Source organism: Streptomyces sp. NBC_00306 (genome assembly GCF_036169555.1).
GTDB classification, from domain to species: Bacteria; Actinomycetota; Actinomycetes; order Streptomycetales; family Streptomycetaceae; genus Streptomyces; species Streptomyces achmelvichensis.
The window spans coordinates 182,568-207,560 of record NZ_CP108032.1; the positions used below are offsets into that span (position 1 = coordinate 182,568).

A 24,993-nucleotide genomic window follows, 5' to 3' on the forward strand; every position below is an offset into this window, starting at 1 on the left:
GACCGCTGTTTCACCTGCGGGCTGGTACTCCTGGCCGGCCCCGTACGAACCGCTGGGCCACCCCTGGCGCCGGCGCACCCGCACGACTCATTCCAACCGACGTGAAGGTCGCCGCTGCTGCCGTCGCAGCAGCAGTGAACGCGACAACGAGCCACAGCCCACCGACAGGAGGGTTCGCCTGCGGCGCGGCGAAACCCCCAGGCACCGCGTACACAACAAGGCGGTCTCCCACCTCCGCACCCTCGGGGCACGCTTCGCCCAGCGCGACGAAGTCCGACTCTCTGAGGCTCCGTTCGAGCCCGGTACCGTCGAGCCGTTCAGCGAGCACTCCCACCAGGATCCGGTGACCTTCCCCGTCGGCGCGTTCCTCTCATGCCGAGTCGCCTTCGTGACGATGGCCTCGAGCGGCTTGCCCCACACATCGAGTACGGCCTGATCGAGAAACGTCAACATCCCCACAGCCAGCAGGCATTGCACGATCGCGGCCGCCCCGAGTGCCAGGCTGGTGAACGCATCGACGTGCCATCACGGTGCCTGACCGCTCGTCTCGGCACGCAGCGGACCCAGGCGGTGCAGCCCCTTGCGGTCGTAGTAGAGCGTCATGGCGAATCCGAAGAGCAGGGCCAGAGCGACGCCGATCGCAATCATGCCCCACCCTCGCATCAGCCCGGCATCGGCCCGGGCGTCGAAGTAGAGGATGGCCCGCACTCCGTCGCTCAGTTGCCGCATCGGTTCGAACAGCGCCAGGAAGCGGTAGAAGTCGGGGACGGCCTGGAGGGGAATCGTCGCCCCCGAGGACGGCAGGGCCAGGGCGATGAACACAAACATGGATACCACTTGGCCGATCCCGCCGAAGGCGGCGTTGATGGCCTGTACTCCCAGGCCCACGGCCAGGCTCGCGCAGAAGGAGAAGATCCACAGCAGCGGCAGGTGCGCGGCGTCCATGCCCAGGATCGCGATCGCGGCGATCATCAGCAGGGTGGTGGTGAGCACAGTGATTCCCACCGTCATGACCATCTTCAGCAGCAGCGTTTGCGTGCGGCTGATCGGCACCGTCGGGTGCCGGGTGTGCCACGGCCCGATTTCGTTGTCGGTGTAGCCCAGGCCCGCGTCGACGCCGCTGTTGATGATGTTGCCGCCGACGAACGCGATGAGCACCAGGAGCAGGGTGTAGTAGAAGGCAGTCAGGCCGAGGCCACTGTGCTTGCCGATGGGGTGGCCCACCTGGGTGGTGACGGTGATCGGGTCGCCCAGGAGCGCCCGGGTCGTGGTGTCGGCGCCCTGGGCAGGAGCCTGGGCCGTCAACTGTCGGCCGATCTCCAGGGATGCCTGGTGAGCCGCGTTCTGTGCGATCCGGGTGGCCAGGGCAGAGCCGAGGCTGCCCAGCCCGGGGTTGGTCAGGACGGTGAGCGCGGGCCGTGCCGTGGCCCGCGGGGTCGTCAGGGCTGTCACCGAGGTGGTGAAGTCGGGCGGGATGACCAGGGCGCCGTAGATCTTGCCCGACGCCATTTCGTCCTGCATCTGGGCTCGGCTGAGGTGGCGCCACCTCACGGTGTCCGCTGGGGTCTTGGCCACAACCGCCCGGCTCACCTGGGTGCCCACGGTCTGGTGCTGCCCTGGCTGCGTCGGGCCCTGATCCGTGTTGACCAGGGCGATCGGCAATTGGCGCAGGTTCCCGTTCGGGTCGAGGATGCCGCCCATGTAGAGCAGCGTCAGGCACACGGCCACCAGCGCACACAAGATGGTCGGCACCAGCCAGAGCTTTCCGTGACGCGCTACAGCAGAGGCGCGTACGAGCGATGGCTGCTCCCCGGAACCGGCTGAGGTCATGACACTCCATCAGGGACACGGTCCTGCGCTCTCCGGACCTGGCTGCGGCGGTGTTGGCTGTGACGCAGGGGCCGCATACGCGGTGTCTCGGCAGTCCACGCCCGGGGAGTGCGCGAGCACCGGCCGACCCTCAAGGGACGATAAGGCCTGTGGTCACGGCATCCCTCCACGACACGACCGCGGGCCCCAGGGAGGTGCGTGAGCACCGCGGCAGGCCGGTCGATGTCGTGCGAAGCGACATCCACAATCCCTCCACTGCGACCACCGGAGACTCGCAGCCAGGGCTCCGCGCAATCGCCACGTCCAGTCAGGCGCACTGCGCCGGGACACCGTCGCACAACGCGCCGCCGGGGCGGCCGAACGACGCCACGGAACGTAGCCCACGGTCCAGAACGCGACCATCCCGCAGGCGCACAGACGTTGCCTCATGCGTCAGCACCTCCGAACAAGGTGGCGCGGAAGAACGCGGTCGTGATTCCGCGATAGCCGGTGTGCCCGGAGGCGCCTGAGTGCCGCAGACACCAGAGCTCGGGCTCGTCCTTGGTCTCAGCCGCGTCGGAGGATTCGCCGCACATCGTGCACTCAGCCTCGTAGACTGGACCGCTGCCTTGCCTGTCCGTAATCAACAGCCAGTCGGCGTGCCGCGTTACCGAACGAGGCCTCACTGGCTGATCGGATAACGCGACATCGTCCAAAGGTTCTTGGCTACCGTCCATCGACTGACTCCGACCTGTGGCGGTACGCGATGAGAGCCCAGACGGACTTTCCGACCCCGTTGCGTTCGCTGATGCCCCACTGGTCTGCCAGCGCGCTGACCAGTGACAGCCCGCGGCCGCATTCCGATTCGCTGCTGGGGTCCTGCCTGCGAGGCCTTACATTAGAGCTGTCGTGCACCTCGATGCGGAGGTCAGCACCGGCCAGCTGAAAGCGGGTCTCGATCTCGCGCCCGGGTGAGACGCGCGCATGGGTTACCGCGTTGGTGACGAGCTCCGAGAGCACGACGAGTGCCGCGTCCTCGACTTCGGCCATGCCCCAGGCGGCGAGCGTCTTGGCCAGCTCTGCTCGGGCCAGGCCGACGCAGCGCGGATGGCGTGTCCATCGGCGAATCACCGGGCCGTTCAGCGCATCCTGTCGCTTCTGCATGGCTCAGAGGATGGCTGCCGCAACGCCTCGCCGGTTCCCGGCGATAGGGGTACCCATGATGGGTAAGCTCCGCGCGGAGAAACGCTGGTATTCCTGGATCCCAGGCAGATTTGGGGAAGCGCATGTCAGGGGACGTCTCACCACCATCGGCTTTACCGGCGCAGGTCCTCGGCCGAGCCGATGTGCAGGCTGCGCTGAGGCGGCACGACTTCGGTCAGGTCTTCAAGCTGGCCCGGCAATGGGGTGGGATCAGCTTCCTGCGGATCGCCGATGCGTGCGACATCAAACCGGAGCGTGTAGGGAAGTTGGCGCGAGGCGACGGTGCGATCACCACGTACGAGAAGATCGGGTACATCGCAGATGCCTTGCGCATCCCGGGCCACCTCGTCGGGATGGCCCCGCGCCCCTGGGAGGGGATGTCGCAGCCCTCGCCCGCAGGTCCCTCGGAGCTGAGCTCTCCGCTGGCGACTGTCACCCCAAGAATCGCGGGCGTTGCCAGTTCCGATGATTTGGGAACCGTGGATCTCGAAGGAGACGAAGTGCAGCGCAGGAGGTTTCTCGCGGCTTCCATAGGCATCGCCACTGGTACAGCCGCTACGACGGCAACACCGTCAGGACGCCGTATCGGACAGCGTGAGCTACGGCACCTTCAGCGACGTACCACCCGTCTCCGCAGCCTCGATGACGTGCTGGGCGGAGCCGATACACGGCACATCTACCGCGTGGAACTCGGTTCCACCATGAACCTGTTGCGCAACTCGTCGTACACCGAGGCGACGGGCCGACAGTTGCTGGGTCTGGTGGCCGAGCAAGCCCAGCAGGCCGGCTGGGCCGCGTTCGACGCAGGCCGGCAGACCGAGGCGTCTGCTCTCTATGAGAAGGCCTTCCAGGCGGCTACCGCCGCCCAGGATCCCGCACTCGCCGGGAACTCTCTGGCCTTCCTCGCCTACCAGCAGGTCAGCGCCGGTATCTCCGGGGTGGCGACGGCCACCGCATCTTGCGAGACAGCCAGGGCGGACGCCCCCGCGACAGTTCGCGCCCTTCTCTTCGAACGGCGCGCGTGGGCCCATGCCAAGGCCGGCCAGGCCAAGGAGACGGAGCAGGCACTCGGCCAGGCCGAGGAAGCTGTGACCGGGACAGGCGGCGAACGCCCCGGGCCCGACTGGTCATCCTGGGTCGACACCCGCGAGCTCCAGATCATGAAGGGCCGCTGCTGGACCGAGTTGCATCGCCCCCTGCGAGCCGTGCCCGCCCTAGAAGCAGCCTTGGCCGACTTCGACGACACTCACGCTCGCGACAAGGCGTTGTACCTCACCTGGCTGGCACACGCCTACCTGGACGCCGGCGAGATCGAGCAGTCGGCAACCGTGATCGCGACAGCCATGGACCTCTTCGCCGGCGTCGGGTCAGTGCGACCCCAGCAGCGCGCCGACGAGTTCCTGCTCAGGCTTCACGCCTACCGGGCTGTCGCTCCGGTCGCAGAGGTCTTGGACCGCGCGGCAATATGATCATTCGGCGACGCTGCGAGCGATCCATTCCAGGCCCGCCGCGGAACCCGCCACGATCGGCACCGCGTTGATCTCCGGATTCTTCCAGGGGTGGCGCTCCAGCAGGTGCGATTCGAGTTCGGGATAGCGGGCCGTCGTCGTCTTGAAGATCACCTGCCACTCCTCCCCCTCGCCGAACTCCCCGAGGTGCCAGAACACCGACGTGACCGGGCCCACCACCTGCGCTCCGGCAGCCAGCCGGGCTTCCGTCGCTTCCTTGGCCAGCTTCACCGCCGCCTCGCGGCTCTCGGTCGCTGTGTACACCTGCACGCACTCAGTCATGCGTCGAGCCTAGGGCGGACGTTGACCCGCCATCCAGAGCACACCGGCGTACCGACCCGATCCGACGCCGATCGGCGCCCCGCCAAGAACGCTATGAAGTGGGCTCAACTGTGCTCAACCTCTCGCTATCCCCGATCGACAGGCTCCTGGACGGCCGCATCGCTATCGCGGATGCCCTCACCTGGCCCGAGACCCGGCAGAGCATCGCCGCCCTGGTCGCACGCGGGTTGCAGCAGAAAGGGGACCTGGAAAACCGATTCGGCGCTCACCTCGCCGACCTGCTCGACGACCAGGCATGACTATCCACCCCGACATGGTGCGGCTCCGGCGCGGGCCGAGGCGCCGGAGCCGCACGAGGTCCGTCAGGGAGCCGTCTCCGCGAGGATTGCCTCGACCCTGGCGCGGATCTCGTCCGTCGCGAGACCGCGGATGGTGAGAGTCGTACGGCGTCGCAGTACGTCGTCGGCGGTCTCGGCCCATTCGTGATCGCGGGCATAGACGACCTGCGCCCAGATCTCGGGGGCGTCGGGGTGAATGCGTTCGGCCAGGGCGGGATCCCGGTGAGAAAGACAGGCAATCTCGTAGGCGAGGGTTCCGTAGTGGGTCGCCAGGTGCCGGGCAGTGTCGGCGGCCATCTGCGGGCCCTGGGCTGTGTTGTCGGTGAGCAGTCCGCGGGTGACGGCGCGCGGGTTGGCGATGCCTGGCAGCGGCAGTCCCTTCGGGAGCCGGGAGACCGGCTCGTACCCCTCTCCCAGCGGGTGGCCGGGCAGCGACTCCAGCTTCTGCAACACAGTGCGGCCGATGTGGCGGAAGGTCGTCCACTTGCCGCCGGCGACCGACAGCATTCCGCCGCTTCCCTCGGTGACCACCGTCTCGCGCTTCGCTGTCGAGGTGTCGCCGGGGCCGCCGGGGAGGACCCGCAGACCGGCGAAGGAGTAGGTGATCAGATCGCGGGACAGCTGCTGGTCGCGGATCGAGTACGCGGCCTCCTCCAGGATCTGGGCGATGTCGTTCTCATTGACCGCGACGTCCGCCGGGTCGCCCACGAACTCCTCGTCGGTGGTGCCGAGCAGCAGCATGTCCTCCCACGGGAGCGCGAAGGTGATGCGGTACTTGTCGATCGGGGTCGCCAGGGCCGCCCTCCACAGCGAGGTGCGCTTCAGCACCAGATGGGCGCCCTTGGAGAGCCGGATGGAGGGAGCCGCGTTCGGGTTCTCCATCCTGCGCAGGTGGTCCACCCACGGACCGGTCGCGTTGAGCACCAGACGCGCATCGACGCCGAACTCGGTGCCGTCGAGACGGTCCTTGAGCTCCGCGCCGGTGACCCGGCCTCCGGTGAAGCGCAGCCCTTGCAGTTCGGCGTGGTTGAGCACGGTGGCACCCGACTCGGCAGCGGCGCGGACCGTCATCAGTGCCATGCGCGAGTCGTTCATCTGGTCGTCGCCGTAGACCGCAACGGTCTGGAGGTTCTCGGTGCGCAGCTCCGGCACTGAGTGGACCGCCTTCTCCGGGCTCAGCAGGTGGCCGACGCCGTCACCGAAGGCGGAGAGCGCGGAGTACGCGAACACTCCCGCTCCCAGCTTCGCCGCGCCGTGCGGTCCGCCTTTGTAGATGGGCAGGTAGAAGGTGAGCGGGTTGGCCAGGTGGGGGGCCACCTGGCGGGAGACCGCACGGCGCTCGAAGTGGTTCTCCGCCACCAGCTTCACCGCGCCGGTCTGCAGGTAGCGCAGACCGCCGTGGAGGAGCTTGGAGGAGGCGGAGGAGGTGGCGCCGGCGAAGTCGCCGGCGTCCACCAGAGCCACCCGCAGCCCGGATTGCGCGGCATGCCAGGCGGTGGAGATGCCCAGGATGCCGCCGCCGATCACCAGGAGGTCGTACGTCGCCATGGACAGCCGCTCCCGCGTCTCGACGCGGCTCAGCCGTGTGCTGGTCATGGGGGTCGTCATGAGGTCTGCACCTTGCCTTGATGGGTCGGCCTGATCAGGCAGCCGCAGGGAGAGCGCCTTGCGCGCAGTGTCACCGGCGCAGGCACACCTGCCGCCCCTGGTGCCCTGTCCGTCCCGATGTGGGCGGGGAGAAGGGGCCGCAGGTGTGTGCGCCGGTCACCGGAGTGCTCCTGCGAGGTCGTAGGACGCCTCAGGTGAACGCGAGCTGGTAGATACCCGCCGCCAGCGCGCCACCTGCCAGCGGACCGATCACAGGGATCCAGGCATAGGTCCAGTCCGAGCCGCCCTTGTTGGGCAGCGGCAGCAGGGCGTGCACGATGCGCGGACCCAGGTCACGGGCCGGGTTGATGGCGTAGCCGGTCGGGCCACCGAGCGAGAGACCGATACCGACGACGACGAAGGCCACGATCAGCCCGCCGAGGATGCTCAGACCTTTGCCGCTGTCGTTGAGGCCCTGGGTCAGGACGGCGAGCACCAGCACAGTGGTGCCGATGATCTCGGTCGCCAGGTTCTGCCACACCACACGGATCTCAGGACCGGTGGAGAAGATTCCCAGAACCGGGCCGGCCTTGGGCGCTGCCTTCTGGTCGACCAGCCCCTCCACCTCCGGTTGGGCCGCGAGAATCTCGCGATCCGTGAGGTGGGCGTGGAACTGTCCGTAGTAGGCGATCCAGACGAGTGCGGCACCGATCATGGCGCCCACTATCTGCCCGGCGAAATAGACCCAGATGTTGCTCCAGTCATCGTTCGCGATCGCGATACCGAGCGTGACCGCCGGATTGATGTGCGCGCCGGAGAGCGAGCCGACCATGTAGACCGCGGTCATGACCGCGAATCCCCACCCGAAGGTGATTGCCACCCAGCCGGCACCCTGTGCCTTCGAGCGCTTGAGTACGACAGCGGCGACCACGCCGCCACCGAGCAGGATGAGTACGGCGGTGCCTATGAGCTCGCCGATGAAAATGTCGGAGCTGGACACACTTGGCTCCCTCTCGCCCCACCCCCGGGCCGACCGGGAGTCAGGGCATCTCATGGACCGGATGGCACACACACAGCCGACCCGCAAGGCGCCGTGTGTGCACGGTCGGGGCTGCATCCGCCCGGTCTGGCCGCGGTAGCACGTGCGGGCCCGCTGCCGCCAGGCTCGTTCCTACCTCCATGGGACGCCCCCCTGGCGGCGGCGGCAACCTGCGGATGCACATGACAGTGCCGCGGCGGTGACCTGCCCGTACGGTCAGCGACACAGCCCTGCGTCGTGCTTGCGTGATCAAGCCCCCCTGCCTGCGGATTTGTCGCAGCAGACACTTTGATCGGTGGACCCGGTCGCCTGCCTCCGGTACGCCGAGGCGTTTCGCCGGCCGCGAGCTCAGTGGCTGTGGCGGCGGACCGCGTCGAGGAGCTGGTCGATGTCGTCGGTGCTGTGAGAGAAGGCGGTGACGAACCGGACGATCCCCGCCTCCCAGCGGTCGTGGTAGAAGGCGTAGCCCTCCGCGAGGAGTCCTTCGGTGACCTGCTGGGGCAGGCGGCAGAAGAGAATGTTGGACTGCGGCGTGGCCAGCAGGCCGGTGCCGGGGATGGCCTTGAGGCCGTCGCCGAGCCGGGTGGCCATCGCGTTGGCCTGGCGGGCGTTGCGCAGCCACAGTCCGTCGGTGAGATACGCGTCGATCTGGGCCGTGTGGAAACGCATCTTGGAGGTGAGCTGGCCGGCGCGCTTGGCGCGGAAGGCGAGCTCGGTGGCGAGTGCGGGGTCGAAGGACACGATGGCGTCGGCGGTCATCGCGCCGTTCTTGGTGGCGCCGAAGGACAGGACGTCGACACCGGCCTTCCAGGTCATCTCGGCGGGGGTGGCACCCAGATGGTCCAGGGCGTTGGCGAAGCGCGCACCGTCCATGTGGACGCGCAGTCCCGCGTCCTTGGCGATGGCGGACAGGCGGCGGATCTCGTCCAGGGTGTAGACGCTGCCGCTCTCGGTGGCCTGGCTGAGGCTCACCGCGGACGGCTGAACGCTGTGCACGTCACCGGCCCGGCGGCGCACCGCCACCTCCAGCAATGCGGGGTCGATCTTGCTGTCCGGCCCTGGGACGCCGACGAGCTTCGCACCGTTGGTGAAGAACTCCGGAGCGCCGCATTCGTCGTGGTTGATGTGGCTGTCGGGGTGAGAGAGCACGCTGCCCCACGGCGGGGTGAGCGCGGCCAGGCTCAGGCCGTTGGCGGCGGACCCGGTGGAGACCGGGAAGACATCGACGTCCCGCTCGAAGATCTCGCCGAGCTTGCGGCGGGCCCTGTCGGTGAAGGGGTCGTTGCCGTAGGGAAGGACCTGCCCGGCGGCCGCGTCGCTGACGGCGCGGGCTATCTGCGGGGATGCTCCGGCCATGTTGTCGCTGATGAAGGCACGACCGGAGGGGGTGGTGGCGAGGGTGGTGCTCATGAGGGGTCTTCCTTGGTCTCAGGTGCTGATGGGGGAGGCGAAGACGACGGTGATGTCCACTTCCTCGACCCCGGTGCGGTAGAAGTGCGGCGCGTCCCCGGCGAAAGCGAGCATGTCCCCGGGGGCCAGTTCCTGCGGGGCGTCGACGGGGCCGGCGGTGACACGGCCGGTGGCGATCAGCAGATGCTCGATCGTGCCGGTGGCGTGCGGGACGCCGGGTAGCTCCGTCTCCGGAGGAATGCGCAGGCGCCAGATCTCCAGGCTGTTGCCGCTGCTGATGCGGCGCAGCAGTTCCCGGGAGACCTCTCCGGGCTCCATGTCCGTGGCCGGCCGGAAAACAGGCCCGGTGTCGGCATCACGGGCCAACAGGTCGGCGATCGGAATGCGCAGGGCGATCGCGATCGCATCCAGAGTGTCGATCGTCGGATTGCCGTTGCCGGCCTCCAGCTGCGACAGCGTGGCCTTGCTCAGTCCGGCGCGCCGCGCCATCTCCGCGGCGCTCATACCGCGCTGTTGGCGGCGCAGGCGGATCTTCGCGCCGACCGCGGCTGCGGTGCTGCTCACCGGCAGGCGGCCGGAAGGCGGGGGCGTCATCAAAGGCTCCTGTGCGTTTCGGTGATCGAGGTGGGTGCTGACCCGTCCGTTGACGCGTAGACCCTCCCGGGATGAACCATGCGTTCACTATACCGAACATGAGGCAGGCAGTAAACTCTGCGTTCGTTTTAGTGAACGGTTTCGTCCATGAGGGCCCCTCGCCCACGGCTGCCGAAGCGCGTCGGCCACCAACGCCACCGAAACTCAAAGAAGCCAGGTGTACCGGTCCGGCAAGGCCGCACCGGCGTCATCTCGCGCGAGCGAGGACACGATGCCCTTGTCCATCGATGTGTTCAACAGTGGCTACAAGCCGATTCCGAACCCGCCCGGCTGGACGGCGCCGCAATATGGCTCGGTGGGCAGTTCGACGAGAAGGCAGCCATTCCCACGGCCCTGACGTCCGACGAACTCGAGATCGACCGCCACATCGTGCGGCTGCTTGCCCTCGGACGGAGCGACGGCGTCATCAACAGCGTGGTCCCCGTTCCCGACCTGGCCACCGTCGTCTCCGGCGACGTCACCTACAACAACATCCACATGTGGCTGTGGCGCTCCACACCGGAAACCCGGACCGAGTGGCTCGCCACGCTCGACGCTCTGGCCTCCCTGCGACCGGAAAAGATCATCACCGGCCACAAGGACCCGGACGCACCCGACGACCACGCTCGACGCATTCTCGACCAGAGCCGGCGCTACATCGAAGACTTCGACCAGGCAACGGCTCACAGCAGTTCCGCCCCCGACCTCGTCGGCGCCGGACGATGGAGAAGTATGCAGCGTACGGAAACGTCTACACCCTGCTCGCAGCCGCTGCCGACCAGTTCGACAACTGAAGCACGGTCCGATCCGAAGGGAACCCCTGCGGGCCTCGGTTCCCGGCGCACGGCGCGGCGTACACGATCCCGAGGGCCCTGGTTCTACTCTCACCGCATGGCTGACATGTTCGATCACGCGCCGCAGGTGTGGACCGTCGGGCGCCTGCGTGAGGTTCTCGCGGATGTTCCTGACGAGACACCGATCCACGTCGGCGTAGCCGACACGCCGGGTGACTTCGAGGACTACGGCGACTACGTCCTTGTCAACGCGGAGCCCGTGGAGCTTGACGCCGCCAACGCCGAGCCGCAGGTACAGTTCACGCTCTTCGCCGACGCCCAGGCCGGCGCCTACTACCCCGCCCCCGACTGACCGGCACGTGCGACCCGCGGGTGGGCCCCTGCTTCAGGGGCGCCTGCGGGTACTGCCCCAGCCGCTGCGGCTCGTCTTCGTTCAAACGGACACGTCGGGCATGATCTCCCGGACCTCTTGCGCACAGCGGCACGCGGCAGCGATCTTGGCAGCCCACTCCAGCGCGTCCTCACGTGAGGGCACATCGATGATTGAGAACCCGCCGAGCACCGCCTTGGTCTCCGGGTACGGCCCGTCGGTGACCGTCCCGTCGATGGCCACGACGTTCGCCTGCTGCCTTTCGAGTCCACCACCGAAAACCCACACACCGGCTTCCTGAGCCTGACGCACCACCTCGTGCGAGGCCTCGGCAACCTCGGGCAACTCCTCCTCGGGGAACGCCATCGCGCCGTCGTCGAACGAGATCAGGTACCGCGTCATACATGGCTCCCTCGGCCGTTGGCCTCCCTCGGCCGCCTCTCACCCTACGACGAACGCCTCCCTTCAGAACCGACACTCGGCCGTCCGGCCAAGGAGATTCCCCGCCTCTCCTGAAGGCCGGCTGGGCACTCAGTCGTCGGCGATCTGCAGGGCCAGCGCGAAGTGCTCACCATCGGTACCTGCGAGCAGACTGTCGAACAGTGGGGTGAGTCCATTCACTGCCCCGCACTCGACATCGTGGTTCGTCCACCAACTGGCCTCCGATCCGAGCGTGGACACCACCCGGTCTGCCGCGCGCTCGGCGGTCTCGAGCGGCAGGTGCCGGTGGCTCCGCCAGACCAGGTCGACGGCCGCAACCTGAGCCAGGAACGAGGCGGCCTCGTGCGTCTCCACCGGCTCCAGAGCGGCGCAGATCTCAGGCACGGACGGCGCGTTGTACCCGGGCAGGTAGCGCTGCCAGGCCCCGTCCGCCGCAACCGCCAACAGCAGCGTGCGGATCCGGGCCGCCAGCTCCGGCAGGTCGGGATCCGGCTCGGTGAACCGCCCGGCCGCGATGTACACCCGCGTGGGCGTGGACAGCTCTGCCATGCCGGCTTGCAACTCGGCCAGGACCCCGATGGACATCACAGCGTGATTCTGCCGTACGCCCCCGTCGGTCACCGACGCCCCTCAGCCAGAGCCGCTGTGACTGGCCCTGGCAGTTGGGAACAGGGTTGCCCGCGGGTGCGCGACGGCGGTGGCGAGCCCGCCGGCGGTGCCCGGCCCGGCAGGGCGCCGGGTGACTGAGCCGCGTCATCCGACGCCGGCGCAGAGGGCGCGGTCCACGAGCCCGCGGACGGCGGTGGGGATACCACCAATGCCTGAACAGGGCCGGCCTGCAAGGGAGTTCGGGACGGTCAGTACCCCACCTCCACCGCGGACACAGTCCGTCCGGCCGGCTCGACCGAGCCGGGTTCCCCATCCATCGCGGTCACCTCGAGCACACCGCCTTCGCCAACTACCCTGCCCCGGGGACCGCGTCGACGCCGCATCGCCATACCGAGGCCTTCATCCCGGGGTGTGACAGGGGTCACGACGATGAGAAAACCTGCGGTGCGTGCCGGGCGTCTAGCAGGTGTGAGATCAGTCAGGAAGGTAGCGGGCGAGTTGGATGAGGAGCGTTTCATCCGGCTGGTGGCCAAGGGCGACCGCGCCGCATTCGAAGAGCTGTACCGGCGCACCGCGCCGTGGATGGCGGTGCGGCTGCGCCGCCGTTGCGCGGACGAGCAGATCGTCGCCGAGGTGATGCAGGAGACGTATCTCGCGGTGTGGCGCGCGGCGGACGCGTTCGCCGGGACGGTGGCCGGCGGGACGGCGGTCGGATGGCTGTGGACGATCGCGGCACGCCGCCTCGTCGACGCTTTCCGGCGCAGGGCCCACCATGCGGAGCCGCCGCCTGCGGCGGCCTCACAGCCACTGGCGCCCGCCGCGGAGGAGGAGGCGCTCGCGGCAACCGTCGGAGGTGACGTCGGAGACGCATTGCGACGCCTCGCGCCGGAGCTCAGACAAGTACTGCAGGCCATGGTGCTCGACGGGCTGTCCGTCCGGGAGACCGCGGTCCTGCTCGGACTGCCCGAGGGGACGGTCAAGACCCGTGCCCGCCGGGCCCGGATCGCGATGCGGGAGGCGCTGTCATGAGTGTGGAACACGCGTCGATGCAGAACATCGACCGCTATGCGCGCGGCGACACGGACATCGCCGCCGACGAGTTGTGGGCCCTGGAGGCCCATCTGGAAGCGTGCGGACTGTGCCGTGACCGGCTGTCGGCCTCCGTCAGGGCCGAGGGCCCCGCCGTCGCGGCGCTGGTCGACACCGTGTGGTCCGGCCTCGAACCCCACCTGGACGCCGCGGTACCGCATCAACGACCCCGGCCGGCGTGGCTGTCGAGGTGGGTGACACCCGCGATGATGCCGTGGCTGGCCATGGCCGTCAGCGTGACGCTCATCGCGCTGCTGCTCGACGTGGTCGGCACCGGCCCCGGCGACGTGTCGTTCGTGCTGCTGCTCGCCCCGGTCCTGCCCGTACTCGGGGTGGCGGCGTCGTGGTCGCACGGCCTCGACCCGGCGTACGAACTGACGGCCTCTGTCCCCAGAGCCGGGCTCTATCTGGTGCTGCGGCGCACCGCATCCGTGCTCGCCGTCGTCGTCCCCGCCCTGCTGGTGAGTGGATGGGTGACGGGAGTGATGGCCGCGCAGTGGCTGCTGCCCTGCCTGGCCTTCACCTCCACGACCCTGGCGCTCGGCGGCATCGTCGGAGTGACCCGCGCCGCCATCGGGCTGGTCGGTGTGTGGGCCGCCGTGATCGTCGCGCCGACGCTGGCCGCCAGCCGAACCGCCGTCGCCCTGCAGACAGCCGGTCTGCCCGTATGGGCGCTGATCCTCGCGCTCGGCATCGGGATCGTGGTCGCCCGCCGGGGCGCCTACTCCGTGCTGGGAGCCCACCGTTGACCATCGGAAAGGAACACCACATGATGCGCGCGGTGAGCGCGGCCGAGATCGCACCGACTGCCTACGCCTGGGAGATCCAGGCGACCGGGCTGAAGGTCCGAGTCGGCAGAAAGCGGATGGCCGTCGACGGGCTCGACCTGTCGCTGGGAACCGGCGTACACGGCCTCCTCGGACCCAACGGGGCGGGCAAGACCACCCTCATCCGGGCACTGGCCACAGTCCTGCGTCCCACCGAGGGCACCCTGGAAATGCTCGGCGAGCCCGTGGGCGGCGTGGGCGAGCACCGTGCGCTGCGTCGCCGGATCGGCTACCTGCCACAGGAGTTCGGCTACTACAAGCGTTTCACCGTGCGCGAGTTCGTCGAGTACATGGCCTGGCTGAAGGAGGTGCCCAAGGCGGACATCCCCGCAGCGGTGCAGCGAGCCGTGGAACGCGTCGGTATGGCGGACCGCGCCGACGACCGGATGAAGGCCCTGTCGGGCGGCATGGTGCGACGGGTCGGCATCGCCCAGGCCATCGTCAACGACCCCACGATCCTGCTCCTGGACGAACCGACCGTCGGCCTGGACCCGGCGCAGCGGTTGCGCTTTCGCGAGTTGCTGCAGGAGTTGGGCAAGGACACCTGCGTGGTGGTCTCCACCCACCTGGTGGAGGATGTCGCCGCCGCCTGCACCGATGTGGTGCTGTTCGCCGAGGGACGGCTGGTCTTCCAGGGGCCACCGGACGAACTGGCCTCGGTCGGCGGTCCCGAGCACGTGGGCGACAGTCCGCTCGAGCGCGGCTACTCGGCGATGCTGCTCAACCCCGCACAGGGAAGGAACGCCTGGTGAACACCCGTGTTCTGCGTACCGAGTTGAGGCGTTCGGTCGCCCCCTGGGCCGGTGTGGTGATCCTGATGGGCGCGCTGTCGTTCCTGTACTTGCTTCCCGGACTGTGGTGGAACGGCAGCGTGCGGTGGACGGCCCAGTGGACGTCCATGGCCATGTGGACCCGTTCTCTGCTCGTCCTGCTGTGGCCGCTCGTCGTCGGGCTGGGGGCACTCCAGGGGCTGCGTGACCACCGGTCCAGGATGGCCGAACTGCTGGCCAGCACGCCGCGTCCCGCCCGGCACCGTGCCGCCACCCTGACGGGCGCGACGGCACTCACCACCGCCTCGGCCTTCGTGTTCCTCGTGCTCCTGGGTGCGGCACAGGTGCTGGCCGACGCCGAGTACGCGCACCTCGGATGGCTGCCGATCTCGCTGGTGGGGGTGCTCTCCCTCGTCGCGGGGGCCCTGCTGGGCATGGGGGTCGGGCGCGCCCTGCCGTCCGCGCTCACCCCGCCGGTGATGGCTGTGGGTGCGTTTGTGTTCACCAACGTCCTGCGCGCGGCGAGTGAACCGGCCGTGCCGGAGCCGGCCGTGCCGAACCGCCTCTCGCTGCTGTCGCCTTCGGTCGCGCAGGTGCGCGAAGTGCTCCTCACGCTGTCCCCCTCCGTACACGTCGGGCAGACGGTGTGGCTGCTCGGCCTGGCCGCAACGGGCTTTGCGCTGCTCGTCGCCGCGACCCCGCGCACCCGGCTGCTCGCCCTGTCCCCCGTCCTGGCGGGAGCCGCGATCGCCCTGCTCGTCCTCCCCTCCGATCCTCGCCGGACGTACGTCGTCGACGAAGCGGCAGCGGCGATGGTGTGCGACGGCCCGGTGTGCGTGACGAAGACGCACCAGGCACGACTCGCCGACCTCGCAGGTCCCGGAAAGAAGACGCTGCGCCTGCTCCGGGACACCTTGGGCGGCCAGGCGCCGGACTCCATCCGTGAGAGCACCGCCCCACGGGAGCAGGGCGGCACGCCGGAACGGTCCCGCACGGCCGTGCTCGTCGACTTCGACGACGGGATGATCGCCACCGCGACGGGAGAGGACCTGACCCGGGCCCTGCTCGCCCAGGGCATGGCACCGCATTGCAACGCGCGCAGCGACAGGGAGAGCGGCCAGATGTACGAGATCGCCACGCAGAGCATCGCGGCGGGCTGGGTCCTCGGGGGCCTCCAGCCGCTCGGCGGCACCGTCCACTCTGTTGCGGACCAGCTCGAACTGGCCGAACCGGTTTGGAAGAAGCTCACGGCGCTGCCGCGTGCCGAACAGCTCTCGCGGATCAAGGCGATGCACGCCGCCGGGCTCTCGTGCAAGGACGATGGGTTCTCCGCGCTGAACGGCGGTGCGTCCCAGTGAGGTGGCTGACGCTGTACGCGCGCTCGCGACAGGTGCCTGCGTCGCTCGCCGCGGTGCTGCTCAGCGCACTGGCGGTGGTGGCCCTCGCGCAGAACGGCAGCGGGGGCCCCGGTGATCCGCAGTTGTCCGTGCTCGCCCTCACGGCGGGCGCGACGGCCGCCTCGATGGGACTCGGCGGACAGGACCCTGCGCTCGACCGAACGGCAGCCATCCGATGGGTACCCCGCAGGGCGGCGCACGTCCTGCTGATCGGCACGGTCGTCTGCGCGGTGCTGTTGGCGGTGCAGAGTATGGGCGACGACGTGGCCACGACCGCGTTCATCGTCCGCGACAGCGCAGGGATGATGGGCCTTGTCGCCCTCGGAGCGGCGGTATGCGGGGCGCAGTTGGCGTGGACGCTGCCGATCGGCTGGATGTCGTTCTCGCTCTTCGCCCCCTCCCCGACGAGTCCTCCGTTGGAGGTGGCGGGCTGGATGCTGCTGCCGCCCGGCACGACGACGGGCACCTGGACCGCTGTGGTACTCGCGGTCGCCGGCACCGCGGCCTACGCGATCGCGGGACCGAGACGGTAGCGAACGTCGCCACGACGTTCCCGCCGCCGTTCGACGGTGGACGACAGTCGGCACCGTTCGCGCCGGTGCCGATGCGTGCGACGACACCCGTGTCGCGGTCGGAAAGGGCGAAGCACGCATGGCCGACTCGCTCCCTCCCCCGGCCCCGGGCGCTCGATGACAGCGGCAAGGACACCGGGGAAGGCGTGAGGGGCCGGATCGCCGCGGGTGGGGAGGGCGGTCACCGGATGCGGATCCCATGGCGAGCCAGAGGCCGGCGTTGCCCTGCGAGAGGCACTGCCAGACCGGCCGCGCGGCCCGCCCACGGCGCCCGGAGTGCTGCTCGCCGACTCCTGCGGCCGCTCAGCGAGCCGGTCGGCGCTCCCCGGTGAGCGCACCCGCGACGGGCAGTGCCTGCAACACCAGCACCGAGAGGTCGTCCTCGACGGGACCGGGACCGAAACCGTGCACCGTCCGGCGGATGTGCTCGGCCACGGCCTTCGCGCCCAGCCCGGTGCATTCCCGGAGCACCGCCGACAGGCCGTCCCGGTCATCCAGCTGCCGATGACCGCATCGGCGCTCCGTGACACCGTCGGTCACGCACAGCAGCGTCTCTCCGGGGGCGAGGCTGAAGGAGCGGGCTTCGAAGCCCGCGCCGTTGTCGATACCGAGCAGCATCTGCGGCTCCGCCGCTGCGACCACCGAGCCATCGGTCAGGAGGCGCAGCGGCAACGGATGCCCGGCGCTGGCGATCGTGCAGCGGGGTCCGGCGGTGCCGAGGCCGAGTTGCAGCTCTCCGTACAGCATGCTCAAGAGGCGCGGGCGGGCGCGTTCGCCGCCGTTCGCCACGGCTTCTTCGCTCTCCTCCGCCAAGGCGGCGTTCAGCCTTCGCAGCACCGACTCGACGCCGTGGCCCTCGCGTGCCAGCAGTCTGACCAGGTAACGGGCGAGGCCGGTGACCGACATCGCCTCGGGGTCCTTGCCCTGCACGTCGCCGAGCAGGAAACCCCAACAGTGTTCCCTCAACGGGAACAGGTCGTAGAAGTCGCCGCCGACGGTCTGACCCTCACCGTGCGGCTCGTAGACGATCGCCGTGTCGACGCCCGGGATGGTGGCCAGGAATTCGGGCAGCTGATTGCGCTGGAGGGCCCGGCTGATCGTCTTCTGCCGGGTGTACCGGTGGGCGGTGACCAATGACTGCGCGATCCGCCGCACCACGTCCTGCACCACGTTCGCCAGGCTGTCGGTCATACGGAGCTGCCCGGACCTGCCCAGGAGGAGCACGCCCTGGCAGTCGCCGCCGGCAACCAAGGGGAACGCCAGTGCCGAGCCCCGGCTGCCCGCGTCCCCGGCAGTCTCTGGCCATGGCCAGGGGATGCTCGCCGTACTGAGAATGCCGGGCGGCACTTCTCTCACCAGCTCCTGCCGCAGCGCGTCGATGCGCCATTCTTCGGCGTGCCAGACCTGGGACAGCCGCATACCGCCTCCGTCCTCGGCCAGCCATACCCCGCACCAGTCGGCAAGCCGGGGCACCAGCAGTTGTCCTGCGAGTGCGGCGACGAGATCCTCGTCGAGCTGGCCCGCGAGAAGCTCGCTGCCCTCGGCGAGGAAGGTGGGACCCGCCTGGCCGGGCCACTCCGCGATGAGACCGTCACCGGCGCCGGGCGCTGTCGACGCCCCGGAGGCCCGCGGAACGCCCCGTGGCGATGCCGCGGGCTCGGAGGACCGCCGCTCCTGCCCCGAGGCCTCCAGGCGGAACCACACAGACTTCTGGTCGTGGTCGTAGGTCACCCCCCATGACGTGGCCAGCGCGCCCACGATCCGCAGCCCGAGGCACTGGCGACCGGGCATGTCCTCGTGGACGCGCAGCGCCCGGGTGGGGTGGTGGTCGGCAACCTCGATGATCACGGCGACGGGTGCGTCCGCGTCCTCCGCGTGTGCCACGGGACCGGGCTCCGCCTGCGTGCGCGAATGGCTCCGGCCCCGTTCCAAAGCGCAAATGATGTGGATGTCCGTACCGGCGTGCATGACGGCATTGGTGGTCAGCTCGCTGACCAGGAGCTCGGCATCCCCGCCGACCTCTTCGAACTCCTGGGTGATCACGTTCGACCCGGCCACGAACGCCGCGGCCTGCTCGGCGAGGGTCGCGCGCACGAACGCGCGCGCCTCGGAGGCCGCCCGCTGGCTCGCCTGGAGCGTCGTCCGCGACAGGTACCTGTCAGGGGGCGAGATCAGGGCCGAGCCAGGAGGAAGAGCCGACCAAGGAGACAGAGTGGCCATTCAGGTCCTCAGCGATCTTGCTTCAGGTTCTTCACCAAACACTTATAGTGTGACGTATCTACCCATATAGGCGATAGGGGTGGAACGTCATGGCGCTCGACCCGGATTCTGCCGACCCCCCTTCCGCGGCCGCTGACCCGACCGAGTCAGCGGACCCCTCACGTCTGGCCGAGCCCACGAAACATGCACCGCTCTCCGCGCCGTCGGACCCCACGTGGGTGCGCGGCAGCGATTTGCGCCCCCTGCTCAACGCTCTGCAATCACTGCGCGACGGAGACTTCACTGCCCGCGTGGACAGGGCGGAGGAGGGGATCCTGACGGAGATCGCCGGCATGTTCAATCAGATCGCCGTGCGCAACGAGCATCTGATCGGCGAACTGCAGCGGGTCCGCCGCGAGGTCGTACGGCACGGCAGGCTGGACGAACGGCTCTCGGCGAGCCCGGGGCAGGGTTCGTGGGTGACGGGCGTGGACTCGGCGAACACGCTGCTCGAAGCCCTGGTGGCTCCGGTGTCGAACGCCACGCGCGTCCTGGACGCAGTGGCGGACGGGGAGCTGACGCAGCGCGTCGACCTGCACGACGGCAGCCGCCAGCTCCGGGGCGATCTACGGCGGCTGGCGCTCTGCGTGAACCGCACGGTCGACCAGCTGTCACTGTTCACCGGCGAAGTGACGCGGGTGGCCCGCGAGGTCGGCACCGAAGGCCGGCTGGGCGGGCGCGCCCACGCCCGCGGCCTGTCCGGCGACTGGCGCCTGGTGATCGAGGCGGTCAACACCATGGCGTCCCGGCTGACGTCCCAGGTCCGGGACATCGCCGTCGTCACGACAGCGGTGGCACGAGGCGACCTCACGCAGCACGTGACGGTGGAGGCCACCGGTGAGGTGCTGGAACTCAAGCTCACGGTGAACACGATGGTCGACCAGCTGCGGGCGTTCGCCGACGAGGTGACACGCGTGGCCCGCGAGGTCGGCACCGAAGGACAACTCGGCGGCCAGGCACACGTCGGGGACGTATCCGGCGTCTGGCGGGACCTCACCGACAACGTCAACTTCATGGCGTCCAACCTCACCAGCCAGGTCCGCAACATCGCCCAGGTCACCACCGCCGTCGCCACCGGCGACCTGAGTCAGAAGATCACCGTGAGCGCGAAGGGCGAAATCCTGGAGCTGAAGTCGACGATCAACACCATGGTCGACCAGCTGTCCGCCTTCGCCGACGAAGTGACACGCGTGGCCCGCGAAGTCGGCACCGAAGGACAACTCGGCGGACGCGCCCAGGTCCGCGGCGTCTCCGGCGTCTGGAAGGACCTCACCGACAACGTCAACTTCATGGCCGACAACCTCACCAGTCAGGTCCGCAACATCGCCCAGGTCGCCACCGCCGTCGCCACCGGCGATCTCGGCAAGACGATCACCGTGGAGGCGAAGGGCGAAATCCTCGAACTGAAGTCGACGATCAACACGATGGTCGACCAGCTGTCCGCGTTCGCCGACGAAGTGACACGCGTGGCCCGCGAAGTCGGCACCGAAGGACAACTCGGCGGCCAGGCACACGTCCGGGACGTCTCCGGCGTCTGGAAAGACCTCACCGACAACGTCAACTTCATGGCGTCCAACCTCACCAGCCAGGTCCGCAACATCGCCCAGGTCACCACTGCCGTCGCCGACGGGGATCTCTCGAAGAAGATCACCGTGGACGCACGTGGCGAAATCCTCGAGCTCAAGGACACCGTCAACACGATGGTCGACCAGCTGCGGGCGTTCGCCGACGAAGTGACGCGCGTGGCCCGCGAAGTCGGGACGGACGGACAACTCGGCGGACGCGCCCAGGTGGGTGGCGTCTCCGGCGTCTGGAAGGACCTCACCGACAACGTCAACTTCATGGCCGACAACCTCACCTCCCAGGTCCGCAACATCGCCCAGGTCGCCACCGCCGTCGCGCAGGGCGACCTGTCGAAGAAGATCGACGTCGACGCACGCGGTGAGATCCTCGAACTCAAGACGACCATCAACACCATGGTCGACACGCTGTCCTCGTTCTCCGCAGAGGTCACGCGCGTGGCCCGCGAAGTCGGCAGTGAGGGGCAACTGGGCGGCCAGGCACGGGTCGAGGGCGTCTACGGCACCTGGAAGCGGCTGACGACGAGCGTCAACGAACTCGCCCTCAATCTGACCACCCAGGTGCGCGCGATCGCCGAAGTCGCCAGCTCCGTGGCGCAGGGCGACCTGACCGGCTCCATCGCCGTCGAGGCCAGAGGCGAGGTCAACGAGCTGAAGAACAACGTCAATCTCATGGTCTCCACCCTCCGCGAGACCACCCGGGCCAAGGACTGGCTCGAGTCGAACCTCACCCGTATCGCCGGCCTGATGCAGGGGCACCGCGACCTGATGGAGGTCGCCGACCTGATCCTGCGTGAGCTGACCCCTCTGGTCAACGCGCAGTTCGGAGCGTTCTTCATGGCGGAGGCCGGCGCCGAACCCGGCCGGGGCCTGCAATTCATCGCCGGATACGGCTGCGCCGAGGGCCCGGACGACAGCCCGCTCAACAACACGAGCAAGCCGGTTCGAGGGCTGATCGCCCAGGCGGCGCTGGAGAAGAAGCGCATTCTCGTCGATGCGGTTCCGGCCGGGTACATCAGCATCGAGTCCGGGCTCGGCTCGGCACCGCCGACCAGCATCGTCATCCTTCCCATCCTGTTCGAGGACAAGGTACTCGGTGTCATCGAACTCGCCTCGTTCAGCAGGTTCAACGAGGTCCACCTGGCCTTCATCGACCAGTTCGTGAACACCATCGGCGTCTCGATCAACACGATTCTCTCCAACGCACGCACCGAGGCCCTGCTCTCCGAGTCCCAGCGGCTCACCGCGGAACTGCGGCGCTCCAACGCGGAACTGGAGGACAAGGCCGCCCTGCTGGCCAGCTCGTCCCAGTACAAGTCCGAGTTCCTGGCCAACATGTCGCACGAACTGCGCACCCCGCTCAACTCGCTGCTGATACTGGCCCGGCTGCTTGCCGACAATCCGGACGGGAACCTCGCCGAACAGGAGGTGGACTTCGCGGCGACCATTCACCGGTCGGGGTCGGACCTGCTCCAGCTCATCAACGACATCCTGGATCTGTCGAAGATCGAAGCGGGCCGGATGGACGTCCATCCGAGGAAGCTGCCACTGTCCAAGCTGCTCAACTACATGCATGCCATGTTCCGGCCCCTCGCGAGTGAGCGCGGACTGTCCTTCGACGTCACGGTCGGGGAGGGCGTGCCCAGCGAGCTGTACTCCGACGAGCAGCGGCTCCAGCAGATCCTTCGGAACCTGCTGTCGAACGCGGTGAAGTTCACCTCGTCGGGCAGCGTGGTGCTACGGGTCGAGCGCGCGGCGGACCAGGAGATCGAGCGGCCGGTGGCACCGGCGAGCGAGCCGATCCTCGCGTTCTCGGTCGAGGACACCGGCATCGGAATCCCGGAGGAGAAGCTGGGCGTCATCTTCGAGGCGTTCCAGCAGACCGACGGCACCACCAGCCGCAAGTACGGCGGCACCGGACTGGGGCTCTCCATCAGCCGGGAGATCGCCAGCATGCTGGGAGGCCGGATCGTCGCCGACAGCGAACCCGGCGTCGGCTCCCGGTTCACGCTCTACGTGCCCGCGCACCACACCCAGGCGGCTGAGCCCATCACCGAAACCCCGTCGATCCCAGCGGGCCCGAAGGCGGAGACCACACCGTCGCCGGTCCCCCTGCTGCCGGCGGGTCCGCTTGCCGCTCCCCCGGCGCCCCGGCCGACGAGCGCCCCTGAACTCCCCGCCGACGTGGCGGCAGCGGCTACCGGCAGGGACACCTCGGGCTGGCCGGAGACAACGCGGCTCAAGGAGTGGATCACCGGGCGGCCGAGCAGGGTGCTGGGCGGGCGCACGATTCTCATGGTGGACGACGACATCCGTGCGGTCTTCGCGCTCATGCATGTGCTGGGCCGCGTGGGCATCACCGTCAAGTACGCCGAGAACGGACGCGAAGGTCTTGAGATGCTGGACCGTGTTCCTGCCATCTCTCTGGTCCTGATGGACATCATGATGCCCGAGATGGACGGGTACGAGACGATCGCTGCTGTGCGGGATTCGCCCCACCTCGCCGACCTGCCGATCATCGCACTGACCGCGAAGGCCATGCCGGGCGACCGGGAGAAGGCGCTCGAAGCGGGCGCCTCGGAGTACATTCCGAAACCCGTGGACGTGGACCACCTGCTGTCCGTGGCCTGCGATCTGCTCGACCCGCAGGGCCGCCCCGCCGGTCCGCGGCCCGTGCAGGCGCCGGACGTCGCCGACGAAGACACGTCGAGGCAGAAGCCATGACCACACACACGCCCGAGAAGTGCAGCATCCTCATCGTCGACGACATCGAGGCGAACCTGGTCGCTCTCGAAGCCCTGCTCGGGCCGCTCCATCAGGAATTGGTGCGCGCCCACTCCGGCGAGGAAGCCCTCAAGGCCATGCTGCGGCAGGAGTTCGCCGTGGTGCTGCTCGACGTCCTGATGCCCGGCATGGACGGCTTCGAGACCGCCGCGAACATCAAGCGCCTGGACCAGACCAAAGATGTGCCGATCATCCTCCTGACCGGAACCGAGGTCGAGACGGACTACGCCTACCGCGGGTATTCGGTCGGCGCGGCGGACTTCCTCACGAAGCCTTTCGACCCGTGGCTGCTGCGTACCAAGATCTGCGTTTTCCTCGACCTGTTTCGGAAGAACCGCCAATTGGCTGCCCAGGCAGAGCAGTTGCGGCATCTCTTCGCCGAGGCCAGGACCGTGACTGCCCTCAGGGGCCGTACGGAGCCGGCCGAAGGCACCGCCGAACGCCGGGAACAGAACACGCCATCACCGCCTGCCGCAACTGCACGGACCGAGGAAAGGCTGGCGGACATCGGCGAACAACTGACGCAGATCGAGCTCCTGTTGCGCGAAGCCGGCGACATGGAAGCCGGCACCCTCGCCGATCGCGTCGCGGAACTCGAACGAGCCGTCGGCGGGCTGCGTCTGGGACCGGAGTGATCTCCGTTCCTCGGGTCTCACCTGATCCGTGCGCCCCGAGAGGTTCGCTGTCACAGGGGTGTGCCAGAGTCTGCGCATGCTCGAGGTCGTGGTGAAGTCGGAGGACGGGGATCGGCGCGTTCGTGTGTCGGCCGAGGAGTTGGCCGGTCTGGTCCGGCGCATCGGCGGTGACGGCGACCGGTTTCTGGTGGTCCATCGAATACCCGACCTGCCCGACGTCTTCGCCCAGGTCTGGCACGAGACGGGCGGGGACTACACGCTGGAGCACCGCGACGGTGCCGCGGACCGGCACTTCCAGGTGATGGTCGACGACTCCGAGGCCGTGACCGCGGCGATGACCGGCTGGGCCCGGCGGGAGTCCGGTTGGGGCACGGATCTGGCCTGGTCGCTGCTGGACATGGGCCCCACTCGCGAGGCGCCACCCCTCGACCTGAACGAGCACGAGCGCGCGGAGTTGGAGAAGCGCATCCACGAGGTGCTGGTCGGCGGTTACGCCGACCGTGCCGAACTGGCGGAGCTCGCCGAGGAGTACCTCGTCACCGCTGACCGGCGCCCGGTGTCACGCGAGCAGGCGGAGGCGCTGGCCGACCGGATGTGGCTGGAGCGCGTCGCGGAGCAGGCCGAATGGCAGGGCGAGACAGACCCGGAACGGCTCACCCGCGCGTTCACGGCCCTACAGGAAGCCGGTATCACCGCCCGCGAGAACTTCACCTGCTGCCGCAGTTGCGGCCAGTCCGAGATCGGCGACGAAGGCGGGCCCGACACTCGCGGGTTCGTCTATTTCCACTCCCAGTGCACCGACTCCGCGGCTGCCGGCCACGGACTGACGCTCCTCTACGGAGGCTTCGACGGCTCGGCCGAGACGACCGGCACCATCGGCCACGAGGTCGTGGCCGCCCTGGAAGCGGCCGGTCTCCAGGCCGAGTGGGACCGTGACCCCGGCCGGGCCATCACCGTCACGCCCCTGGAGTGGCGCCGCCGCCTGGTCGGCTGAGGAGAGGCTGAGCAACAACGCTTCGGCCGCCTGTCGTTGCGCTCATGGTGACCCACCCGTCGG

22 protein-coding genes are annotated in these 24,993 nt (G+C 68.8%); 11 read left to right on the forward strand and 11 right to left on the reverse strand.

Features of this window, described 5'->3' with window-relative positions; translation table 11 throughout:
• Positions 1–525: 525 nt before the first annotated feature.
• The 3 genes from OHA05_RS00870 to OHA05_RS00875 all read right to left on the reverse strand — a co-directional run bounded on the left by OHA05_RS00870 (position 526) and on the right by OHA05_RS00875 (position 2,973).
• Positions 526–1,830, reverse strand: a complete 1,305-nt coding sequence (locus OHA05_RS00870; protein ID WP_328859454.1) for a YhgE/Pip domain-containing protein — start codon at positions 1,828–1,830, stop codon at positions 526–528.
• 425 nt (positions 1,831–2,255) lie between these two features.
• On the reverse strand, positions 2,256–2,546 hold the full coding sequence (locus OHA05_RS38200) for a DUF7848 domain-containing protein (RefSeq protein WP_443043607.1): 291 nt from the start codon (positions 2,544–2,546) through the stop codon (positions 2,256–2,258).
• On the reverse strand, positions 2,536–2,973 hold the full coding sequence (locus OHA05_RS00875) for an ATP-binding protein (protein WP_328859455.1): 438 nt from the start codon (positions 2,971–2,973) through the stop codon (positions 2,536–2,538). The genes OHA05_RS38200 and OHA05_RS00875 overlap by 11 nt, the downstream gene beginning before the upstream one ends.
• Positions 2,974–3,095: 122 nt before the next feature.
• Between OHA05_RS00875 and OHA05_RS00880 the strand changes: the two genes are divergently transcribed.
• Positions 3,096–4,481: an XRE family transcriptional regulator gene (locus tag OHA05_RS00880; RefSeq protein WP_328859456.1), complete on the forward strand. Its 1,386-nt coding sequence runs from the start codon at positions 3,096–3,098 to the stop codon at positions 4,479–4,481.
• Here the strand turns inward: OHA05_RS00880 and cutA are convergent, their stop codons facing one another.
• On the reverse strand, positions 4,482–4,802 hold the full coding sequence (cutA, locus tag OHA05_RS00885; protein ID WP_328859457.1) for a divalent-cation tolerance protein CutA: 321 nt from the start codon (positions 4,800–4,802) through the stop codon (positions 4,482–4,484).
• Between the two features lie 110 nt (positions 4,803–4,912).
• Between cutA and OHA05_RS00890 the strand changes: the two genes are divergently transcribed.
• On the forward strand, positions 4,913–5,101 hold the full coding sequence (locus OHA05_RS00890; protein ID WP_328859458.1) for a hypothetical protein: 189 nt from the start codon (positions 4,913–4,915) through the stop codon (positions 5,099–5,101).
• Between the two features lie 63 nt (positions 5,102–5,164).
• On the opposite strand, the gene OHA05_RS00895 is transcribed toward OHA05_RS00890, so the two are convergent.
• The 4 genes from OHA05_RS00895 to OHA05_RS00910 form a co-directional block, all read right to left on the reverse strand.
• A complete protein-coding gene (locus OHA05_RS00895) occupies positions 5,165–6,748 on the reverse strand; it encodes a glycerol-3-phosphate dehydrogenase/oxidase (RefSeq protein ID WP_328859459.1) in 1,584 nt (527 codons plus the stop codon).
• 190 nt (positions 6,749–6,938) lie between these two features.
• On the reverse strand, positions 6,939–7,727 hold the full coding sequence (locus OHA05_RS00900; protein WP_328859460.1) for an MIP/aquaporin family protein: 789 nt from the start codon (positions 7,725–7,727) through the stop codon (positions 6,939–6,941).
• Positions 7,728–8,114: 387 nt separating this feature from the next.
• Positions 8,115–9,176, reverse strand: a complete 1,062-nt coding sequence (locus OHA05_RS00905) for a threonine aldolase family protein (protein WP_328859461.1) — start codon at positions 9,174–9,176, stop codon at positions 8,115–8,117.
• Between the two features lie 18 nt (positions 9,177–9,194).
• Positions 9,195–9,770, reverse strand: a complete 576-nt coding sequence (locus tag OHA05_RS00910) for a helix-turn-helix domain-containing protein (RefSeq protein ID WP_328859462.1) — start codon at positions 9,768–9,770, stop codon at positions 9,195–9,197.
• 147 nt (positions 9,771–9,917) lie between these two features.
• Here OHA05_RS00910 and OHA05_RS00915 point away from each other — a divergent pair, with 147 nt between their 5' ends.
• Positions 9,918–10,955 (forward strand): DUF6225 family protein, encoded by a 1,038-nt coding sequence (locus tag OHA05_RS00915; RefSeq protein WP_328859463.1) that lies wholly within the window; start codon positions 9,918–9,920, stop codon positions 10,953–10,955.
• 81 nt (positions 10,956–11,036) lie between these two features.
• Here OHA05_RS00915 and OHA05_RS00920 read toward each other — a convergent pair whose 3' ends face one another.
• Both OHA05_RS00920 and OHA05_RS00925 read right to left on the reverse strand, forming a co-directional pair.
• Entirely contained in the window at positions 11,037–11,375 is a 339-nt protein-coding gene (locus OHA05_RS00920) for a YciI family protein (protein ID WP_328859464.1), read from the reverse strand.
• A 129-nt stretch (positions 11,376–11,504) separates the two neighbouring features.
• Positions 11,505–11,999: a hypothetical protein gene (locus OHA05_RS00925; RefSeq protein ID WP_328859465.1), complete on the reverse strand. Its 495-nt coding sequence runs from the start codon at positions 11,997–11,999 to the stop codon at positions 11,505–11,507.
• A gap of 549 nt (positions 12,000–12,548) precedes the next feature.
• Here OHA05_RS00925 and OHA05_RS00930 point away from each other — a divergent pair.
• The 5 genes from OHA05_RS00930 to OHA05_RS00950 are packed head-to-tail and all read left to right on the forward strand — an operon-like array spanning position 12,549 to position 16,639.
• Positions 12,549–13,052, forward strand: coding sequence for an RNA polymerase sigma factor (locus OHA05_RS00930; protein ID WP_313949130.1), 504 nt, complete (start codon positions 12,549–12,551; stop codon positions 13,050–13,052).
• Positions 13,049–13,861, forward strand: coding sequence for a zf-HC2 domain-containing protein (locus OHA05_RS00935; RefSeq protein WP_328859466.1), 813 nt, complete (start codon positions 13,049–13,051; stop codon positions 13,859–13,861). The genes OHA05_RS00930 and OHA05_RS00935 overlap by 4 nt, the downstream gene beginning before the upstream one ends.
• Positions 13,862–13,881: 20 nt before the next feature.
• A complete protein-coding gene (locus tag OHA05_RS00940; RefSeq protein ID WP_328859467.1) occupies positions 13,882–14,691 on the forward strand; it encodes an ABC transporter ATP-binding protein in 810 nt (269 codons plus the stop codon).
• Positions 14,688–16,067 (forward strand): hypothetical protein, encoded by a 1,380-nt coding sequence (locus OHA05_RS00945; RefSeq protein ID WP_328859468.1) that lies wholly within the window; start codon positions 14,688–14,690, stop codon positions 16,065–16,067. The genes OHA05_RS00940 and OHA05_RS00945 overlap by 4 nt, the downstream gene beginning before the upstream one ends.
• Positions 16,064–16,639: a hypothetical protein gene (locus OHA05_RS00950; RefSeq protein ID WP_328859469.1), complete on the forward strand. Its 576-nt coding sequence runs from the start codon at positions 16,064–16,066 to the stop codon at positions 16,637–16,639. The genes OHA05_RS00945 and OHA05_RS00950 overlap by 4 nt, the downstream gene beginning before the upstream one ends.
• A 342-nt stretch (positions 16,640–16,981) precedes the next feature.
• On the opposite strand, the gene OHA05_RS00955 is transcribed toward OHA05_RS00950, so the two are convergent.
• Entirely contained in the window at positions 16,982–18,898 is a 1,917-nt protein-coding gene (locus tag OHA05_RS00955) for an ATP-binding SpoIIE family protein phosphatase (RefSeq protein ID WP_328859470.1), read from the reverse strand.
• 89 nt (positions 18,899–18,987) lie between these two features.
• Between OHA05_RS00955 and OHA05_RS00960 the strand changes: the two genes are divergently transcribed.
• The 3 genes from OHA05_RS00960 to OHA05_RS00970 all read left to right on the forward strand — a co-directional run bounded on the left by OHA05_RS00960 (position 18,988) and on the right by OHA05_RS00970 (position 24,930).
• Positions 18,988–23,241 carry a HAMP domain-containing protein gene (locus OHA05_RS00960; RefSeq protein WP_328859471.1) on the forward strand — a complete coding sequence of 1,418 codons (4,254 nt, stop codon included), beginning with the start codon at positions 18,988–18,990 and terminating at the stop codon, positions 23,239–23,241.
• Positions 23,238–23,936, forward strand: a complete 699-nt coding sequence (locus OHA05_RS00965; protein WP_328859472.1) for a response regulator — start codon at positions 23,238–23,240, stop codon at positions 23,934–23,936. The genes OHA05_RS00960 and OHA05_RS00965 overlap by 4 nt, the downstream gene beginning before the upstream one ends.
• Positions 23,937–24,012: 76 nt before the next feature.
• Positions 24,013–24,930, forward strand: coding sequence for a DUF6891 domain-containing protein (locus OHA05_RS00970; protein WP_328859473.1), 918 nt, complete (start codon positions 24,013–24,015; stop codon positions 24,928–24,930).
• Positions 24,931–24,993: the final 63 nt, after the last annotated feature.